The following is a 13,866-nucleotide window of genomic DNA, read 5'->3' on the forward strand; positions in this document are numbered from 1 at the left end:
ACTAGAATGTCGAGGTGAACGCCTCCCTCCCCTCCGCCGCCACTCTGCGCAGCGCGCTCGGCGCGGTCCTCGACGGCCTGCCGCCGCGGCAGGCCGCGCAGGCCGTCGACCGGCTGATCGCGAACTACCGGGGGGCCACCCCGACCGACGCGCCCGTGCTGCGCGACCGGTCCGACGTCGCCGCCTACGCCGCGTACCGGATGCCGGCCACCTTCGAGGCGGTACGGGCCACGGTGTACGCCCTCGCGGACGCCGCTCCCGACTGGACGCCCGCCTCGCACACCGACGTCGGCGGCGGGACCGGGGCGGCGAGCTGGGCGGTCGCGGAGGCCTGGGAAGGCGCCGCCCGCACCACCGTCCTGGACTGGGCCGAGCCGGCCCTGGCGATCGGTGCCGAGCTCGCCCGCGGCGTCTTCGAGGCCGAGTGGCGCCGGGAGCGGATCGGCGGGGCGCTGCGGCTCGCCGACACCGACCTGGTGACCGTCTCCTACGTCCTCAACGAGCTCACCGAGGCCGACCGCACGGCCCTCGTCACCGAGGCCGCGCGCGCGGCGCGGGCCGTCGTGATCGTCGAGCCGGGCACGCCCGACGGCTACGAGCGGATCATCGCCGCCCGCACCCTCCTCGTCGAGGCGGGCTTCACCGTCGCAGCGCCCTGCCCGCACAGCGGCGCCTGCCCGATCGTGCCGGGCACCGACTGGTGCCACTTCGCGGCCCGGGTCAGCCGCTCCTCGCTGCACCGGCAGGTGAAGGGCGGCTCGCTGCCGTACGAGGACGAGAAGTACGCGTACGTGGCCGCCGCCCGCTTCCCCGTCACCCCGGCGACCTCCCGGGTGACCCGCAAGCCGCAGATCCGCAAGGGCCAGGTGCTGCTCGACCTGTGCGGGCCGGACGGCCTGGCCCGGGAGACGGTCAGCAAGCGGCACGGCGCGCTCTACAAGGAGGCCAGGGACGCCGAGTGGGGCGACCCCTGGCCCCCTGCCGAAGAGGAGCGCTAGGCCCGTCCGGCCCTACTCCGCCCGCAGCTCCTGGGTGCAGCACTTCACGCTGCCGCCGCCCTTGAGCAGCTCGCCCAGGTCCATGCCGATCGGCTCGAAGCCGCGCGCCCGCAGCGGCTCGAAGAGGCCCACGGCCGCCTGCGGCAGCAGCACGTGCCGGCCGTCGCTCACCGCGTTCAGGCCGAGAACGGCGGCGTCCCCGGCCGAGACGAGCAGGGCGTCGGGGAACAGCCGCTGCAGGACGGCGCGGCTGCCAGGAGAGAAGGCGTCCGGGAAGTACATGATCTCGTCGTGGACGTCGTCCAGGACGCACAGCGCCGTGTCCAGGTGGTAGTAGCGCGGGTCCACCAGCTCCAGGCCGATCACCGGCCGGCCGAAGAACTCCTGGGCCTCGTGGTGCGACAGCGGGCTGGAGCGGAAGCCCTGGCCGGCCAGGATCCATGAGGCGGTCACGGCGAAGTCGCCCTCGCCCTCGTTGACGTGCTCGGGAACCCGTACGTCCGCGTCCGCGTAACCGTTCCTGCGGAACCAGTCCAGGTGCGCCGCGGCCTCGGCGGACCGCTCCGGGTAGGCGAACCTCGCGCCGAGCACCCGGCCGCCGACCACGGTCGCGCCGTTCGCGGCGTACACCATGTCGGGCAGCCCGGGAAGCGCGTCGAGCAGCTCGACGGTGTGGCCGAGCGCGCGGTAGCGGTCGCGCAGGTCCTCCCACTGCGCGAGCGCGAGCGGCAGGTCGACCGGTTTCGTGGGGTCCATCCAGGGGTTGATGGAGTACGTCACCTCGAAGTGCGTGGGTGGGCACAGGAGATAACGGCGGGGCGAGGGCTCACGCGGAGTGGTGCGCAAAGAGGGCTCCTCTACGGTCTGTGGACTCGAGCTCGTCGGCGGACCGGTCGTCGACGCCGATCGTGAGCCCATGGTCCGCTTTCCGGGGTCGGTGCGCAGTGGACCGTTCGGGTGGTTCGGATGAAGAGCGGGCGACCGTACGGGTGGCGAGACGGGGCGTCTCGCCACCTGGTAGCGTGGACGCATGTCCGACACCAAGGCGCCCGACTCCTCCCGGCGCAGCGAGCGTTCCCGCCGCGCCATCTACGCCGCCGCCCTCGACCTCGTCTCCGAGCAGGGCTACGCGAAGACCACCGTGGAGGGCATCGCCGCCCGCGCCGGCGTCGGCAAGCAGACCATCTACCGCTGGTGGCCCGCCAACTCCAAGGCCGCCGTCCTCATGGAGGCCTTCCTCGACCTCGCCGACCAGGCGGGCGAGGCGCTGGGAGACGACGCCGGAAGTGAGATCCCCGACACCGGCGACCTCGCCGCCGACCTCAGGCTGGTGCTCCGCGCCACCGTCGACGAGCTCAACAACCCGCTCTTCGACCGGCCCACCCGCGCGCTCGCCGCCGAGGGCATCGTCGACCCGGCGCTCGGTGCCGAGTTCACCGCCAAGCTGCTGGAACCCCAGCTCCAGGCCTACGTGCGCCGCATCGAGGCCGCCCAGGCCGCCGGACAGGCCGACCCCGACGTCGACCCGCGGATCGCCCTGGAACTCCTCGTCGGCCCCCTCCACCACCGGTGGCTCCACCGCACCCTGCCGCTCACCCACGCCTACGCCGACGCCCTCGTCGATCTCGCCCTGCGCGGCCTGTCCGCGAAGAAGTGAGACCCCCGGTTCCCGACTCCGGTCACCCGGGGCGCAGGATGGTGGGACCATGGAGAGCCCGTAGGACCGAACGGGCGAGCTTGAGGTGAGGGGATAGATGGGCGACGGCATCGGCCGCTACCGCGGCACGGAGAGCAGACTCGCGCAGTGGCTGCGCAGGCGCCCCAGGCGGAGCGCGGCCGACATCGAGAACGACCGCGAGAAGTCGCTCCTGGCCGTCGCCGCCGCGGGGATGCCCGTCGCCCCCGCCGCGTACCCCGTCGGCTACCGCTGTTCCTGCGAGCGGATCGGCTGTCCCACGCCGGCCCGCCACCCGGTCTCCTTCGCCTGGCAGACCCAGTCGACCACCGACCGCGCCCAGATCGAGCGCTGGGCCCGTAACCAGCCCGAGGCGAACTTCATCACCGCCACCGGCATGGTCCACGACGTGCTCGACGTGCCCCTTCCCGCCGGCCGCGCCGCCCTGGAGCGGCTCCTCGCCGAGGGCGTCGAGGTCGGGCCCGTCGCGGTCTCCGGCGCCGCGGAGGACCGGCCCGACGAGGGCCGCATGCTCTTCTTCACCGCCACCCGCGGCACGCCCGAGGACGAGGACGAGTGGTGGCCGTGCGAGCTGGACTGCCATCCGGAGACCATGGACGAGCATCCCGGCCTGCGCTGGCACTGCCGTGGCTCGTACGTCCTCGTGCCGCCGTCCCGGCTTCCCGGCGACGAGGGCAGCCAGCCCGTCCTGTCCTGGCTCCGGGGCCCCGAACACGCCCTGCCCGAGCCGCTGAACCTCCTGGAAGCCCTCACCGACGCCTGCGCCCGGCACGCGGCCGCCCAGGCCGAACAGGGCGCCCATGGCGCTCACGAGCCCGCCTGGCCGCTGAGCCGCTGAGGCCGAGCCGGCCCGGGACTCGGGCCCGGGCCGTCGAGCCCGGGCCGGGGCCCGGCCTCGGGCTCCGGCGAGCCGCGGGCCGCTCGCCCGGTTACGAGCCCTCCGCCGCCGTCACTCCCTGGAGGCGGGCCAGGACCTCGACGGCGGCGGTCGTCGTGCCCGTCGGCTTCACCAGGGCGGACTGGCTGGAGACCCAGCGCTTGGTGACCGTGTTCCTGATCTCGCCGGTCATCAGCGCCCGCACCTCCGGGCCGACCTTCGGGCGGTAGCCGGGTGCGGCCGTCTGGCGTTCGAAGTAGCGGGTGGCGAAGAAGACCAGGGCGCCGCCGTCCTCCGTCGCCAGGGCGAGCGGGGCGAAGTCACCGCGGTTCTCGGTCTGGTCGACGTACTGGGTGGCGAGGCCCGGGCGGGTGCCCGCCTTCTTGCGGTCGTCGCGCCAGCCGGTGGTGTGCGGGCCGGGCGCGAACGGCCCCTCCTGCCCGTCCTTCAGGAAGGACACGTAGCGCTCGCCCAGCCGCCCCGGCGCGACCGCCACGGCGGCGCTGTCGGCGGCGACCGGCACCGCGTACCCCGCCTCCTTCTTGAACGCGGGGATCTCGTCCGGCGTCAGGATCGACAGATAGGCCACCTCCCACGACTGGGAGGCGCTGCCGCGCACGAAGACGAGCAGCCAGCGGGTGTCGCCGGCGGCCTTGTCGGTGTCGCGGTTGGAGTCGGTGTCGGCGACGAACCAGCGCGGCCAGCCCGCCTTGCGCGGTATGACGAACCTCGCGTCGGTGAGCTCCAGCGGCGAGTGGTCCTTGTTGCCTTCTGGGCTGAGCTTCTGACGCGACCGCAGACCCGCCTGGTTGATCTCCCCGAGCGGACCGGTGACCCGGCCCGCGTCCAGGGCCGGGTCGTAGGCCTTGTCGGCCTTGTTGTAGGCGTCCGTGAAGTCCTTGACGGCCTGGGCGGCCTCGGCCTCGCTCGCCGCCGGGATCAGCTCCCGCTCGCCGTGCACGGTCACGCACCCGCTCGCGCCCAGCGCGAGGACGGACGCCGTGACCGCCGCGAGGAGCGTGTCAGCCTGCCGCCTCGGCCCGGTTCGCCTCAGCCTTCTCATCGGTCTCGGTCGCCTTCTGCTTCTCCACCCGCCTGGACGGACCCGACCCTACCGGGGCCAGGAAGACGGCGAGCGTGGGGATCAGATAGAGCGCCCACACCGTGACCTGAACGACCGTCGGATCGGGCTGGAAGTTGAACACGCCCTTGAGCAGCGTCCCGTACCAGCTGTCCGGCGGGATCGTCGCGGAGACGTCGAAGGCCTTGTTCCCCAGACCGCCCAGGAAGCGCGCCTCCTGGAGGTCGTGCACGCCGTACGCGAGGACGCCGGCGGCCACCACGACCAGCATGCCGCCGGTCCAGGTGAAGAACCTCGCCAGGTTGATCCTCAGCGCGCCCCGGTAGAACAGCCAGCCCAGGAACACCGCGGTGAGCAGCCCGAGCACCACGCCGGCCAGCGGCGCGTACGTGCCGTCGGCGCCGCTCGACGAAGCCGCCCGCACCGACGCCCACACGAACAGCGCCGTCTCCAGGCCCTCGCGGCCCACCGCCAGGAACGCGGTCGCGACCAGCGCGCCCGTGCCCATCCGCAGCGCGGCGTCCAGCCTGCCGTGCAGTTCGGCCCGCAGGTGCCGCGCGGTGCGCCGCATCCAGAAGACCATCCAGGTCACGAGCACCACGGCGAGGATCGACAGCGAGCCGCCGAGCAGCTCCTGCGCCTCGAAGGTCAGCTCCTGCGAGCCGAACTCCAGGCCGGCGCCGAAGGCCAGCGCGAGCCCGACGGCGACGCCGATGCCGATCCAGATCGGCTTCAGGGCGTCACGGCGGTCCGTCTTCACCAGGTAGGCGATGAGGATGCAGACGACGAGGCTGGCCTCGAGGCCCTCACGCAGGCCGATCAGATAGTTCCCGAACACGTCGGACTCCTTCTTGGATCACGCGAACAGCGCCCGGCCCCACCAGTCGTCCTTGTCCCGGACGCCCGGCGGGATCGCGAACATCGCCGAACCCACGTGCTGGATGTACTCGTTGAGGACGTCGGCCCGCGCCAGGGAGGTCTGCACCGGGATGAAGCCGGTGCGGACGTCCTTCTGGTACGCGAGGAAGAACAGGCCCGTCTCCAGGCGGCCGAGACCGTCCGTGCCGTCCGTGAAGGAGTAGCCGCGGCGCAGGATCGTCGCGCCGTTGTTGGAGTCCGGGTGCGCGAGCCGTACGTGCGCCTCCGGCTTCATCGCCTTCAGGAACGGCTCGTCGTGCTCCCTGGCCTTGCCGACGGGCGCGCCTTCCTTCTTGTCGCGGCCGAAGATGTCCTCCTGCTCCTGGAGCGGAGTGCGGTCCCAGATCTCGACGTTCATCCGGATGCGGCGCGCCACCAGGTACGAGCCGCCGTCCATCCAGGCCGCCGGGCCCTGGGCGGCCTTCCCGGACACCCAGACGTGCTTGTCCAGGCGCGCGGTGTCGGTGCCCGCGATGTTGCGGGTGCCGTCCTTGAAGCCGAACAGGTTGCGCGGGGTCTGCGCTTCCGGGGTGGTCGAGGAGGTCTTGCCGAAGCCGAGCTGCGACCAGCGCACCGCGACCTTGCCGAAGCCGATCCGGGCCAGGTTGCGGATGGCGTGCACGGCGACCTGCGGGTCGTCCGCGCAGGCCTGGATGCAGATGTCGCCGTTGCTGCGGGCCTTGTCGAGGTTGTCGCCGGGGAACTTCGGCAGGTCGACCAGCGCCTCGGGCCGCCGGTCCCGCAGGCCGAAGCGGTCGTCGAAGAGCGAGGGGCCGAAGCCGATGGTGAGGGTCAGCCGGGAGGGCTTGAGACCGAGCGCCTCGCCGGTGTCGTCCGGCGGGGCCTCCGGCAGACCGCCATAGGCGCCCTCGCCGACCTCGTGACCCGCCGTCATGCGCTCGGCGGCCCGGGTCCAGTCCTTGAGGAGCTGGATCAGCTCGTCGCGGTCCTTCGTCTTCACGTCGAAGGCCGCGAAGTGCAGCCGGTCCTGGACCGGGGTGGCGATGCCGGCCTGGTGCACGCCGTGGAAGGGGACGGCGCCGCCGAAGTCGGCGACCGGGGCGGTGTCGTCCGTACGGCCCTGGGCCAGGACCACGGCGCCGCCCGCCGCGGCGGCGCCGAGCGCGAGCCCGGCCCCGCCCCAGCCGATGACGCTGCGGCGGGAGGGCGCGGCGCCGCCCTGCTGCTTGGAGGCGCCGGTGCTCCCGGCGCCTTCCGTGCTCTCGGCGCCCGCGGCGCCCTCGGTGTGCTCGGTCATCCCTGTGTCCCCCTTACTTCACGACCGCGGCGGCGAGCTTGGAGAGCGGCTCGCCCAGCGCGTTCACGCCGTCCGAGAGCTCCTTGCGCTGCTCCTTGGAGACCTTGTCGTACGAGGTGAAGACGTAGCTCGCCTTGTCCGTGCGGTACTTGTCGAGCAGCGTGTTCAGGGCGGCGAACTGCTTGTCGAGCTCGGCGACCAGCTTCGGGTCGTTCTTCTGGGCGACCGGCTTGAGCAGCTCGAAGGCCTTCTGGGCGCCCTCGACGTTGGCCTTGAAGTCGACCAGGTCGGTGTGGGAGTAACGCTCCTCCTCACCGGTGACCTTGCCGGAGGCGACCTCGTCCAGGAGTTCCTTGGCGCCGTTGGCCATCGAGGTCGGGGTGATGTCGGCCTTGCCGACCCGCTTCACCCAGTCCGCGAGGTCCTTGTCGAGGAGGTCGGCGAGCTGCTTCTCGCGGTCGCCGATCTTCTTGTCCTGCCACAGCGCCTTCTCCAGGCGGTGCCAGCCGGTCCAGTCCTTCGCCGGGTCCTGGCCGGCCTCCAGGCCGTCCTCGCGGACGTCGACCTTCGGGTCGATGTCGCCGAAGGACTCGGCGACCGGCTCGGTGCGCTCCCAGCCGATGCGGGAGTCGGCGTAGGCCGCCTTGGCGGCCTCGACGTCGCCGGCGCGGACGGCGTCGGTGAACTTCTTCACCTTGGGCAGCGTCTCGTCGGCCTGCGCCTGCACGTACTGGCGGTAGGCGGCGACGGCGGCGTCCATCTCGGGGGAGCGCTTGGCGGTTCCGGCGCCGGCGCCGGTGGCCTTGACCTGCTGGCGGATGCCGTCGCCCTTCATGCCGGGCTTGCAGGCGATCTCGTAGTCGCCGGCCTTGATCTCGGCGGTGATGGTGGCCTTGGTGCCGGGGCCGATGTTCTCGCGCTCGGTGACGATGCGGTCGTCCGGGTAGAGGACGTAGACCTCGGTGACCTTGCTGCCGCGGTTCTCCACGTTCAGCTTGAGGTGACCGGCCGGGAAGTCCTTCTTGGAGACCTCGCAGGAGTCGTCCTTGGCGACCACGGTGATCGCACCGTCGCCACCCTTGGCGTCGTCGCCTTTCTGCGCGCAGCCCGTGACGGCGGCCAGGGTCGCCGCTGTCGCGGCGGCGGTGACGACGGAGAGACGGACGGCTCGCATGAGGGCTCCACTCGGGGACGGAAGGGCGGGGGACGGGGGTGAGGCGGACCTAACTTAACCGAGGCTTACCTCAGCCATACCCGCCCGTCCAGTGATTCAGCTCTCAGGCCCGGCGGACCGGACACGGCACGGTCACAGCGGACTCATGGGGATTTCATGGCTCGGTCAAGGGACGGTCAAGCGGGGGGAATTGTCCCGATTTCAGTTACGTACGGGTAGGGGCCGGTGGCCCGGCCGCCGCGATCCGCCCGCCGACGAGGCCGGCCGCCGCCCCTACCGGTCGCGCGCATGCGTGGACCGGAGCGACGGCGGGGACCGCACGCCCGCGTGGCCGATTCCGGGTGGAGCCGCCGAATGGGACGCCTGGATGCTTGAATTCCGCCATGAACACGACCGCGACGAGCCCCTCCGCCGCCACTGACATCGACGTCCTGCGGGTCTTCTGCGCGGGCGACGGCCGGTACGGCAACGCCCTCGGCGTCGTGCGTGACGGGCGCGCCTACCCCGACGAGGCGGCCCGGCAGGCGCTCGCGAAGGAGCTCGGCTTCAGCGAGACCGTGTTCGTCGACGACCCGGAGCGCGGCACCGTCGACATCTACACGCCCGGAGTGCGCCTGCCCTTCGCCGGGCACCCGCTCGTCGGCGCGGCCTGGCTGCTCGACGTGGAGGTGGTCTGCCCGCCGGCCGGCGAGGTGTGGGTGCGCGGGGACGGGGAGTTCACCTGGATCGAGGCCCGCGCCGAGTGGGCGCCGCCGCGCACGCTGCGCCAGTACGGCTCCGCCGCCGAGGTCGAGGCCCTCGACGTGCCCGAGCCGGGTGAATGGATCTACGCCTGGGCCTGGGAGGAGGAGGCCGCCGGCCGGATCAGGGCCCGTGCCTTCCCCGGGCGCGGCGACGGCATCGACGAGGACGAGGCGACGGGCGCGGCGGCGCTGCTCCTCACGGCCGAACTCGGCCGCGCCCTCAACATCACCCAGGGCCTGGGCTCGCAGATGCTCACCGCGCCCGGCCCCGACGGCATCATCGAACTCGGCGGCCGGGTCCGCCTGGAGCGGACCCTGACCGTGTGAGTGCCCGGGCGCGGGCGCGGGCGGGCGGCGGCCTGTGACCGCACGAGCCTGTGAGCGTCAGGCGGCGCTGAGCGGGAACTCGTCCGACAGCTGCCGGAACACCGCTCCGTTGAAGTCGAACGCGCGCTTGCACTCGTCGACGATCCGCTGCTTCTCCAGGTCGTCGGCGTTCACCGCGTCGAGCAGCTCCCGGTACCCCCGCTTGAAGGCGGCCGGGTTGGCGATGTCCTCGAAGACGTAGAACCGCACCCCGTCGCCCTTGCGGGTGAAGCCCCACGTGCGCTCGGCCTTGTCGCGGATGATCTGGCCGCCCGAGAGGTCGCCGAGGTAGCGGGTGTAGTGGTGCGCCACGTAGCCGGCCGGCCAGTCGCGGGCGCACTCGGCGATCCGCGCCGCGTACGCCTCGGTGGCGGGCAGCGCGGTCACACCGGCGCGCCAGCCGGGCCCGCGCAGGTGGGCGAGGTCCTGCTCCAGGGCCTCCGTGCGGAACAGCTCCGGCTGTATGAAGGGCCCGGCGACCGGGTCGGTCCTCAGGGTCTCCGCGCCGTCCTCGAGTGCCCGGTACACGAACCACAGCTGCTCCGTGTAGCGGGCGTAGGCGTCGACGGCCAGCCGTCCGCCGAGGAGGTCGCTCATGAACGACGACGACTCCGCTTCCGTGTGCTGTGCGTGCGAGGCGGTGCGGATGAGCGTCGAGAAGGGGGTGTCCAAGGCGTGCCTCCGGGACCGTCGGGACCGTAGGGGTCGGGAACCACTGCCGATCGTGCCGACTTAGGTAGACCTAAGTCAATGGTTCCCGACGTCCTGTCGGTAAAAACGTACCCCTGCGACGCGTCAGGGCAACGTGAGGATCTCGGCCCCGTTCTCCGTCACCACGAGCGTGTGCTCGAACTGCGCGGTCCGCTTCCGGTCCTTCGTCACCACGGTCCAGCCGTCGTCCCACATGTCGTACTCGTGCGTCCCGAGCGTCAGCATCGGCTCGATCGTGAACGTCATGCCCGGCTGCATCACCGTCGTGTGGTGCGGAGAGTCGTAGTGCGGAATGATCAGCCCGGAATGGAACGACGAGTTGATGCCGTGCCCGGTGAAGTCCCGCACCACGCCGTAGCCGAAGCGCTTGGCGTACGACTCGATGACCCGGCCGATGACGTTGACCTGGCGGCCCGGCCTGACCGCCTTGATGGCCCGGTTCAGCGACTCCCGGGTCCGCTCGACGAGCAGCCGGGACTCCTCGTCCACGTCGCCGCACAGGTAGGTGGCGTTGTTGTCGCCGTGGACACCGCCGATGAACGCGGTCACGTCCAGGTTCACGATGTCGCCGTCCTTCAGGACGGTCGAGTCGGGGATGCCGTGGCAGATCACCTCGTTGACGGACGAGCACAGCGACTTCGGGAAGCCGCGGTAGCCGAGCGTGGACGGGTAGGCGCCGTGGTCGCACAGGAACTCGTGGGCGACCCGGTCCAGCTCGTCCGTGGTGACGCCCGGCGCGATGTGCTTGGCGGCCTCCTCCATCGCCTGCGCGGCGAGGCGGCCGGCGACGCGCATCCGCTCGATCGTCTCGGCGTCCTGCACCTCAGGACCGGTGTACGGGGTGGGAGCGGGCTTTCCGACGTACTCGGGGCGGCGGATGGACCCGGGAACGGAACGGTGGGGGGACAGCTCCCCCGGAACGAGAAGCGACTGGCCAGACATGTCAGCGAGTCTAACGACCGCGTCTGGGGCAGCATGGTGACGGAGGAAGGAGCCGACATGGCCCTGTTCAAGAAGCGCACGTCGGGCAAGCCGGGCGAGTGGTACTACTGCCTGGAGCACAAGAAGGTCGAGGAGGGCCCCGAGTGCCCGGCCAAGAACCGCTTCGGCCCCTACACCAGCCGCGAGGAGGCCGCCCACGCCATGGAGACCGCCCGCGAGCGGAACCTGGAGTGGGACACCGACCCGCGCTGGCACGACAAGGCGGGCGGGGGACCGGTCGGCGACGAGGACCCGGGCGACCGGGACGGCTTCGGCCGCTAGGGCCTGACCGGCGGATCCTTGACCGGGTCCGCGATGCCTGGGCCGTCCCTTCCGGATCTCGGCCGGGGCCACGACCTGGGCCGTTTCTTTCGGATCAGGGCCGGATAGGCCGTGCCAGGCGTCGCGGACCCGGCCCTGATCCGGAAGAGACGGCCTAGGCGCGTCCGACCGCGGCGGGTCCGCCCATGTGCCGGATGCCGGACAGCGCCCGGGGCGGGTCAGGGACCTGCCCCGGGCTCGGCGCTCGGCCCGGTGAAGCGGGCCTCGGCGAGGACGGTGCCGTCCGGGCTCAGCAGGCGGGCGCCGGTCACCGCTCCCGGATCCACTCCGGAGACCGGCGCACCCCAGTACCCGTAACCCTTCTTCAGCGGGAACGAGCCCACGGGCGTCGTCGACCCGTCCGCCGCCACGAGGACGCAGCGCACCGGGCCGCCGGCGGCCCGTTCCAGATCGACCGACATGTACACCCAGCCGCCGCCGGCCCCCGCGTGGGCGTAGAACCGGCCCACCTCACGGCCGTCGGCGAGCAGCGCGGCCTCCCGCAGCAGGGTCCCGTCCGTCCGCTCGGCCACCGCCGGCGCGCCCTGGACCGCCGTTCCGACCGCCCAGCCGCCGAAGCCGAAGGCCAGCGCACCGGCGACGGCCGCCGCCGCGAGCCGCAGCCGCCGCCCGCGCACGCGCCCCGCCCGCCGCGGCACGGGCGGCTCCGCGGCCACGGCCCGCACCACCCGGGTCTCGAAGCCGACCGGCGGCTCGGCCTCCGGCAGCAGCCCGAGCAGCCCGTCGCCGACCGCCGTCAGCTCCCGGACCCGCTTCCGGCAGTCCGGGCAGCCGTCCAGATGGGCCACCGCCTCGGCCCGCTCCCGGGCCGGCAGGACCCCGAGCGCCAGCTCCGCGACCCGCTCCCGCAGCCGCTCGCACTCCGCGCCGCTCACCGTCTCCCCTCCTCCCCTTCGTCCCGCTCCCTCTCCTCGCGCTCCCCTCGGCCGAACCTTCCTGCTTCGCACCCTCCCTCGCCGGGCTCCCCTTCCTCCAGGAGCACCCGCACCCTGAGCATCCCCGTCCTGATCCGCGTCTTGGCCGTCCCCAGCGGAATGCCCTCGACCCCGGCCACCTCCCGCGCCGTCATCCCGTAGATCCCCGCCATCACCAGCGCCCGGGCCTGCCCTCGCGGCAGCGCCGCCACCGCCCGCCGTACCCGCCGCGCGCTCTCGTCGGCGAGCGCCCACCGCTCCGGCGTCTCGGTCACCAGGCCGAGGAGCGCGTCCAGGTCCTCCGGCGGAACCGGGCTGGTCCGTCGCGCCCGTACAGCGTCGACCGCCAGGTTGTGGGCGACGGCCGTCAGCCACGTCCGTACCGAACCGCGCCGCGGGTCGTACACCTGGGCGTGCCGCCACGCCCGCTCGAAGGTCTGCTGGGCGATGTCCTCGGCGAGCTGGGGATCACGGACGACGGCGACGGCCACACCGAAGACGGTGCGCTGGAAACGGCGCACGAACGCGACCGCGATCTCCGGATCGCCCGTCGTCAGCCCGGAGAGCAGTGCCTCGTCGGACACCCGCCCGAGGGGCAGGCCTCCGAGGGGAAGGGCCATGCGCCGCATACCCGTGGATACGTACCGTCGCCCCGAGGGGATTGCCTACGGCCATTGTCCGCCGCGGGCGCGCCGCGGACCCGCAATCCCTTCCCGCGGCTGCGCCGTATCCCCTGCGGAGGACCGAACCATGACGTACTCACGCACCCCACCCAGCCCCCGCACCCCACCCGGCCCGCACACCCCGCGCACCCCCGGCGCTCGACGCCGCCGGCGTGACCGTGTCGCGCTCGGCATGTCGGCCGCCGCCCTCACCGCCTTGCTGGCCGCCGCATGCGGCGGCGACGGAGACGGCGACGACGGCGCCACCACACCGCCGCCGGCCGACACCACGGCCTCGACCCAGGTCGACGCGACGCTCTCCGACTTCCGCATCACCTTCTCGCAGCAGACCTTCGAGCCCGGCGCCTACACCTTCACCGCGAAGAACACCGGACAGCACGACCACGCCCTGGAGTTCGAGGGACCCGGCGGCGAGAACCGCAGCGCGACCGTCGGCCCAGGTGAGTCCACGACCCTGAAGGTGACCCTGGAGTCCGGCACGTACGAGGTCTACTGCCCCGTCGACGGTCACAAGGACATGGGCATGAAGACCGAGATCACCGTGGGCGGCGGCACGAACGGCACGCCGGACCGGAGTCCCGGCACCGGCTACTAGAGACGGCCGCGAGAACCGGCCACGGGGAGCTGGACATGGCTACGAGAAGGGCGGTGGCGACGGTGCTCCTGCGGGTGGCGGCCGCGGGACTGACCGCCGCGACGGCCGCGATCCACCTGCACCTGTGGGACTCCGGCTACCGTGACCTCGCCACCATCGGCGCGCTGTTCCTCTTCAACGGCGTCCTCGGCTGCGTCCTCGCCGTGGCGCTGCTCGTCACGCCCACGCGCTGGCTCGGGCCGGTGGCCGCCGTGACGGCGCTGTTCACGGCCGGGACCCTGGGCGCGCTGTTCCTCAGCCTCACCACGGGCCTGTTCGGCTTCGAGGAGTCGCCGGACGCCGAGCTGGTGCGGCCCACGCTCGGCGTGGAGACGGCGGGAGTGGTCGTCCTGACCACACTGGCGGTGGCCACGCTCAGCCACCACCACTTCCAGCACCTCCCGCACCCTCCGCACCTCCCACACCTTCCGCACGAGCCGCACCGCGCTCATCCCCGCCGGCCTTCCGGACGGGAGGACGGCTCCTAGGG

General features: G+C 72.7%; 16 protein-coding genes. 7 read left to right on the forward strand and 9 right to left on the reverse strand.

The window, feature by feature from the left end; genetic code table 11:
- The first annotated feature begins 14 nt into the window (after nucleotides 1-14).
- Nucleotides 15-998 carry a small ribosomal subunit Rsm22 family protein gene (locus ACFVGS_RS11540; RefSeq protein WP_385692374.1) on the forward strand — a complete coding sequence of 328 codons (984 nt, stop codon included), beginning with the start codon at nucleotides 15-17 and terminating at the stop codon, nucleotides 996-998.
- 12 nt (nucleotides 999-1,010) lie between these two features.
- Here the strand turns inward: ACFVGS_RS11540 and ddaH are convergent, their stop codons facing one another.
- Nucleotides 1,011-1,844 (reverse strand): dimethylargininase, encoded by an 834-nt coding sequence (gene ddaH / locus ACFVGS_RS11545; protein ID WP_385692375.1) that lies wholly within the window; start codon nucleotides 1,842-1,844, stop codon nucleotides 1,011-1,013.
- 184 nt (nucleotides 1,845-2,028) lie between these two features.
- Between ddaH and ACFVGS_RS11550 the strand changes: the two genes are divergently transcribed.
- A complete protein-coding gene (locus ACFVGS_RS11550; RefSeq protein ID WP_384413867.1) occupies nucleotides 2,029-2,655 on the forward strand; it encodes a TetR/AcrR family transcriptional regulator in 627 nt (208 codons plus the stop codon).
- 97 nt (nucleotides 2,656-2,752) lie between these two features.
- On the forward strand, nucleotides 2,753-3,532 hold the full coding sequence (locus tag ACFVGS_RS11555) for a bifunctional DNA primase/polymerase (RefSeq protein ID WP_384413865.1): 780 nt from the start codon (nucleotides 2,753-2,755) through the stop codon (nucleotides 3,530-3,532).
- A gap of 91 nt (nucleotides 3,533-3,623) precedes the next feature.
- Here the strand turns inward: ACFVGS_RS11555 and ACFVGS_RS11560 are convergent, their stop codons facing one another.
- From ACFVGS_RS11560 to efeO, 4 genes are read right to left on the reverse strand one after another with little or no spacing between them, the layout of a single operon-like run.
- Nucleotides 3,624-4,634 (reverse strand): hypothetical protein, encoded by a 1,011-nt coding sequence (locus ACFVGS_RS11560; protein ID WP_384413862.1) that lies wholly within the window; start codon nucleotides 4,632-4,634, stop codon nucleotides 3,624-3,626.
- Nucleotides 4,594-5,490: an iron uptake transporter permease EfeU gene (efeU, locus tag ACFVGS_RS11565; protein WP_384413859.1), complete on the reverse strand. Its 897-nt coding sequence runs from the start codon at nucleotides 5,488-5,490 to the stop codon at nucleotides 4,594-4,596. The genes ACFVGS_RS11560 and efeU overlap by 41 nt, the downstream gene beginning before the upstream one ends.
- Before the next feature lie 18 nt (nucleotides 5,491-5,508).
- Complete coding sequence (gene efeB, locus ACFVGS_RS11570) at nucleotides 5,509-6,828, reverse strand: iron uptake transporter deferrochelatase/peroxidase subunit (RefSeq protein ID WP_385692376.1); 1,320 nt, start codon at nucleotides 6,826-6,828, stop codon at nucleotides 5,509-5,511.
- A 13-nt stretch (nucleotides 6,829-6,841) separates the two neighbouring features.
- Nucleotides 6,842-8,002, reverse strand: a complete 1,161-nt coding sequence (gene efeO / locus ACFVGS_RS11575) for an iron uptake system protein EfeO (RefSeq protein ID WP_384413853.1) — start codon at nucleotides 8,000-8,002, stop codon at nucleotides 6,842-6,844.
- Nucleotides 8,003-8,385: 383 nt separating this feature from the next.
- On the opposite strand from efeO, the gene ACFVGS_RS11580 reads away from it, so the two are divergent.
- Complete coding sequence (locus ACFVGS_RS11580; RefSeq protein WP_384413850.1) at nucleotides 8,386-9,072, forward strand: PhzF family phenazine biosynthesis protein; 687 nt, start codon at nucleotides 8,386-8,388, stop codon at nucleotides 9,070-9,072.
- A 57-nt stretch (nucleotides 9,073-9,129) separates the two neighbouring features.
- Here ACFVGS_RS11580 and ACFVGS_RS11585 read toward each other — a convergent pair whose 3' ends face one another.
- Both ACFVGS_RS11585 and map read right to left on the reverse strand, forming a co-directional pair.
- A complete protein-coding gene (locus ACFVGS_RS11585; RefSeq protein ID WP_384413847.1) occupies nucleotides 9,130-9,783 on the reverse strand; it encodes a heme oxygenase (biliverdin-producing) in 654 nt (217 codons plus the stop codon).
- Nucleotides 9,784-9,906: 123 nt separating this feature from the next.
- A complete protein-coding gene (gene map, locus ACFVGS_RS11590; RefSeq protein WP_384413844.1) occupies nucleotides 9,907-10,764 on the reverse strand; it encodes a type I methionyl aminopeptidase in 858 nt (285 codons plus the stop codon).
- A gap of 57 nt (nucleotides 10,765-10,821) precedes the next feature.
- On the opposite strand from map, the gene ACFVGS_RS11595 reads away from it, so the two are divergent.
- Nucleotides 10,822-11,085 carry a hypothetical protein gene (locus ACFVGS_RS11595; RefSeq protein WP_384413841.1) on the forward strand — a complete coding sequence of 88 codons (264 nt, stop codon included), beginning with the start codon at nucleotides 10,822-10,824 and terminating at the stop codon, nucleotides 11,083-11,085.
- 218 nt (nucleotides 11,086-11,303) lie between these two features.
- Here the strand turns inward: ACFVGS_RS11595 and ACFVGS_RS11600 are convergent, their stop codons facing one another.
- On the reverse strand, nucleotides 11,304-12,020 hold the full coding sequence (locus tag ACFVGS_RS11600; protein WP_384413838.1) for a zf-HC2 domain-containing protein: 717 nt from the start codon (nucleotides 12,018-12,020) through the stop codon (nucleotides 11,304-11,306).
- Nucleotides 12,017-12,688, reverse strand: coding sequence for an RNA polymerase sigma factor (locus ACFVGS_RS11605; protein WP_384413835.1), 672 nt, complete (start codon nucleotides 12,686-12,688; stop codon nucleotides 12,017-12,019). The genes ACFVGS_RS11600 and ACFVGS_RS11605 overlap by 4 nt, the downstream gene beginning before the upstream one ends.
- A gap of 121 nt (nucleotides 12,689-12,809) precedes the next feature.
- On the opposite strand from ACFVGS_RS11605, the gene ACFVGS_RS11610 reads away from it, so the two are divergent.
- Together ACFVGS_RS11610 and ACFVGS_RS11615 are read left to right on the forward strand one after the other, a co-directional pair.
- Complete coding sequence (locus ACFVGS_RS11610; RefSeq protein WP_385692377.1) at nucleotides 12,810-13,337, forward strand: plastocyanin/azurin family copper-binding protein; 528 nt, start codon at nucleotides 12,810-12,812, stop codon at nucleotides 13,335-13,337.
- A gap of 35 nt (nucleotides 13,338-13,372) precedes the next feature.
- Complete coding sequence (locus ACFVGS_RS11615) at nucleotides 13,373-13,864, forward strand: hypothetical protein (RefSeq protein ID WP_385692378.1); 492 nt, start codon at nucleotides 13,373-13,375, stop codon at nucleotides 13,862-13,864.
- The last annotated feature ends 2 nt before the right edge of the window (nucleotides 13,865-13,866 follow it).

It is taken from the genome of Streptomyces sp. NPDC127114, assembly GCF_042677525.1.
Classification (GTDB): domain Bacteria; phylum Actinomycetota; class Actinomycetes; order Streptomycetales; family Streptomycetaceae; genus Streptomyces.

Bases quoted from the DNA above. Each gene is read 5' to 3' on its own strand.
- ACFVGS_RS11550 (WP_384413867.1), top strand. From the start codon at position 2,029: ATGTCCGACACCAAGGCGCCCGACTCCTCCCGGCGCAGCGAGCGTTCC.
- ACFVGS_RS11555 (WP_384413865.1), top strand. From the start codon at position 2,753: ATGGGCGACGGCATCGGCCGCTACCGCGGCACGGAGAGCAGACTCGCG.
- ACFVGS_RS11560 (WP_384413862.1), bottom strand. From the start codon at position 4,634: ATGAGAAGGCTGAGGCGAACCGGGCCGAGGCGGCAGGCTGACACGCTC.
- efeB (WP_385692376.1), bottom strand. From the start codon at position 6,828: ATGACCGAGCACACCGAGGGCGCCGCGGGCGCCGAGAGCACGGAAGGC.
- efeO (WP_384413853.1), bottom strand. From the start codon at position 8,002: ATGCGAGCCGTCCGTCTCTCCGTCGTCACCGCCGCCGCGACAGCGGCG.
- ACFVGS_RS11580 (WP_384413850.1), top strand. From the start codon at position 8,386: ATGAACACGACCGCGACGAGCCCCTCCGCCGCCACTGACATCGACGTC.
- map (WP_384413844.1), bottom strand. From the start codon at position 10,764: ATGTCTGGCCAGTCGCTTCTCGTTCCGGGGGAGCTGTCCCCCCACCGT.
- ACFVGS_RS11595 (WP_384413841.1), top strand. From the start codon at position 10,822: ATGGCCCTGTTCAAGAAGCGCACGTCGGGCAAGCCGGGCGAGTGGTAC.
- ACFVGS_RS11605 (WP_384413835.1), bottom strand. From the start codon at position 12,688: ATGCGGCGCATGGCCCTTCCCCTCGGAGGCCTGCCCCTCGGGCGGGTG.
- ACFVGS_RS11610 (WP_385692377.1), top strand. From the start codon at position 12,810: ATGACGTACTCACGCACCCCACCCAGCCCCCGCACCCCACCCGGCCCG.
- ACFVGS_RS11615 (WP_385692378.1), top strand. From the start codon at position 13,373: ATGGCTACGAGAAGGGCGGTGGCGACGGTGCTCCTGCGGGTGGCGGCC.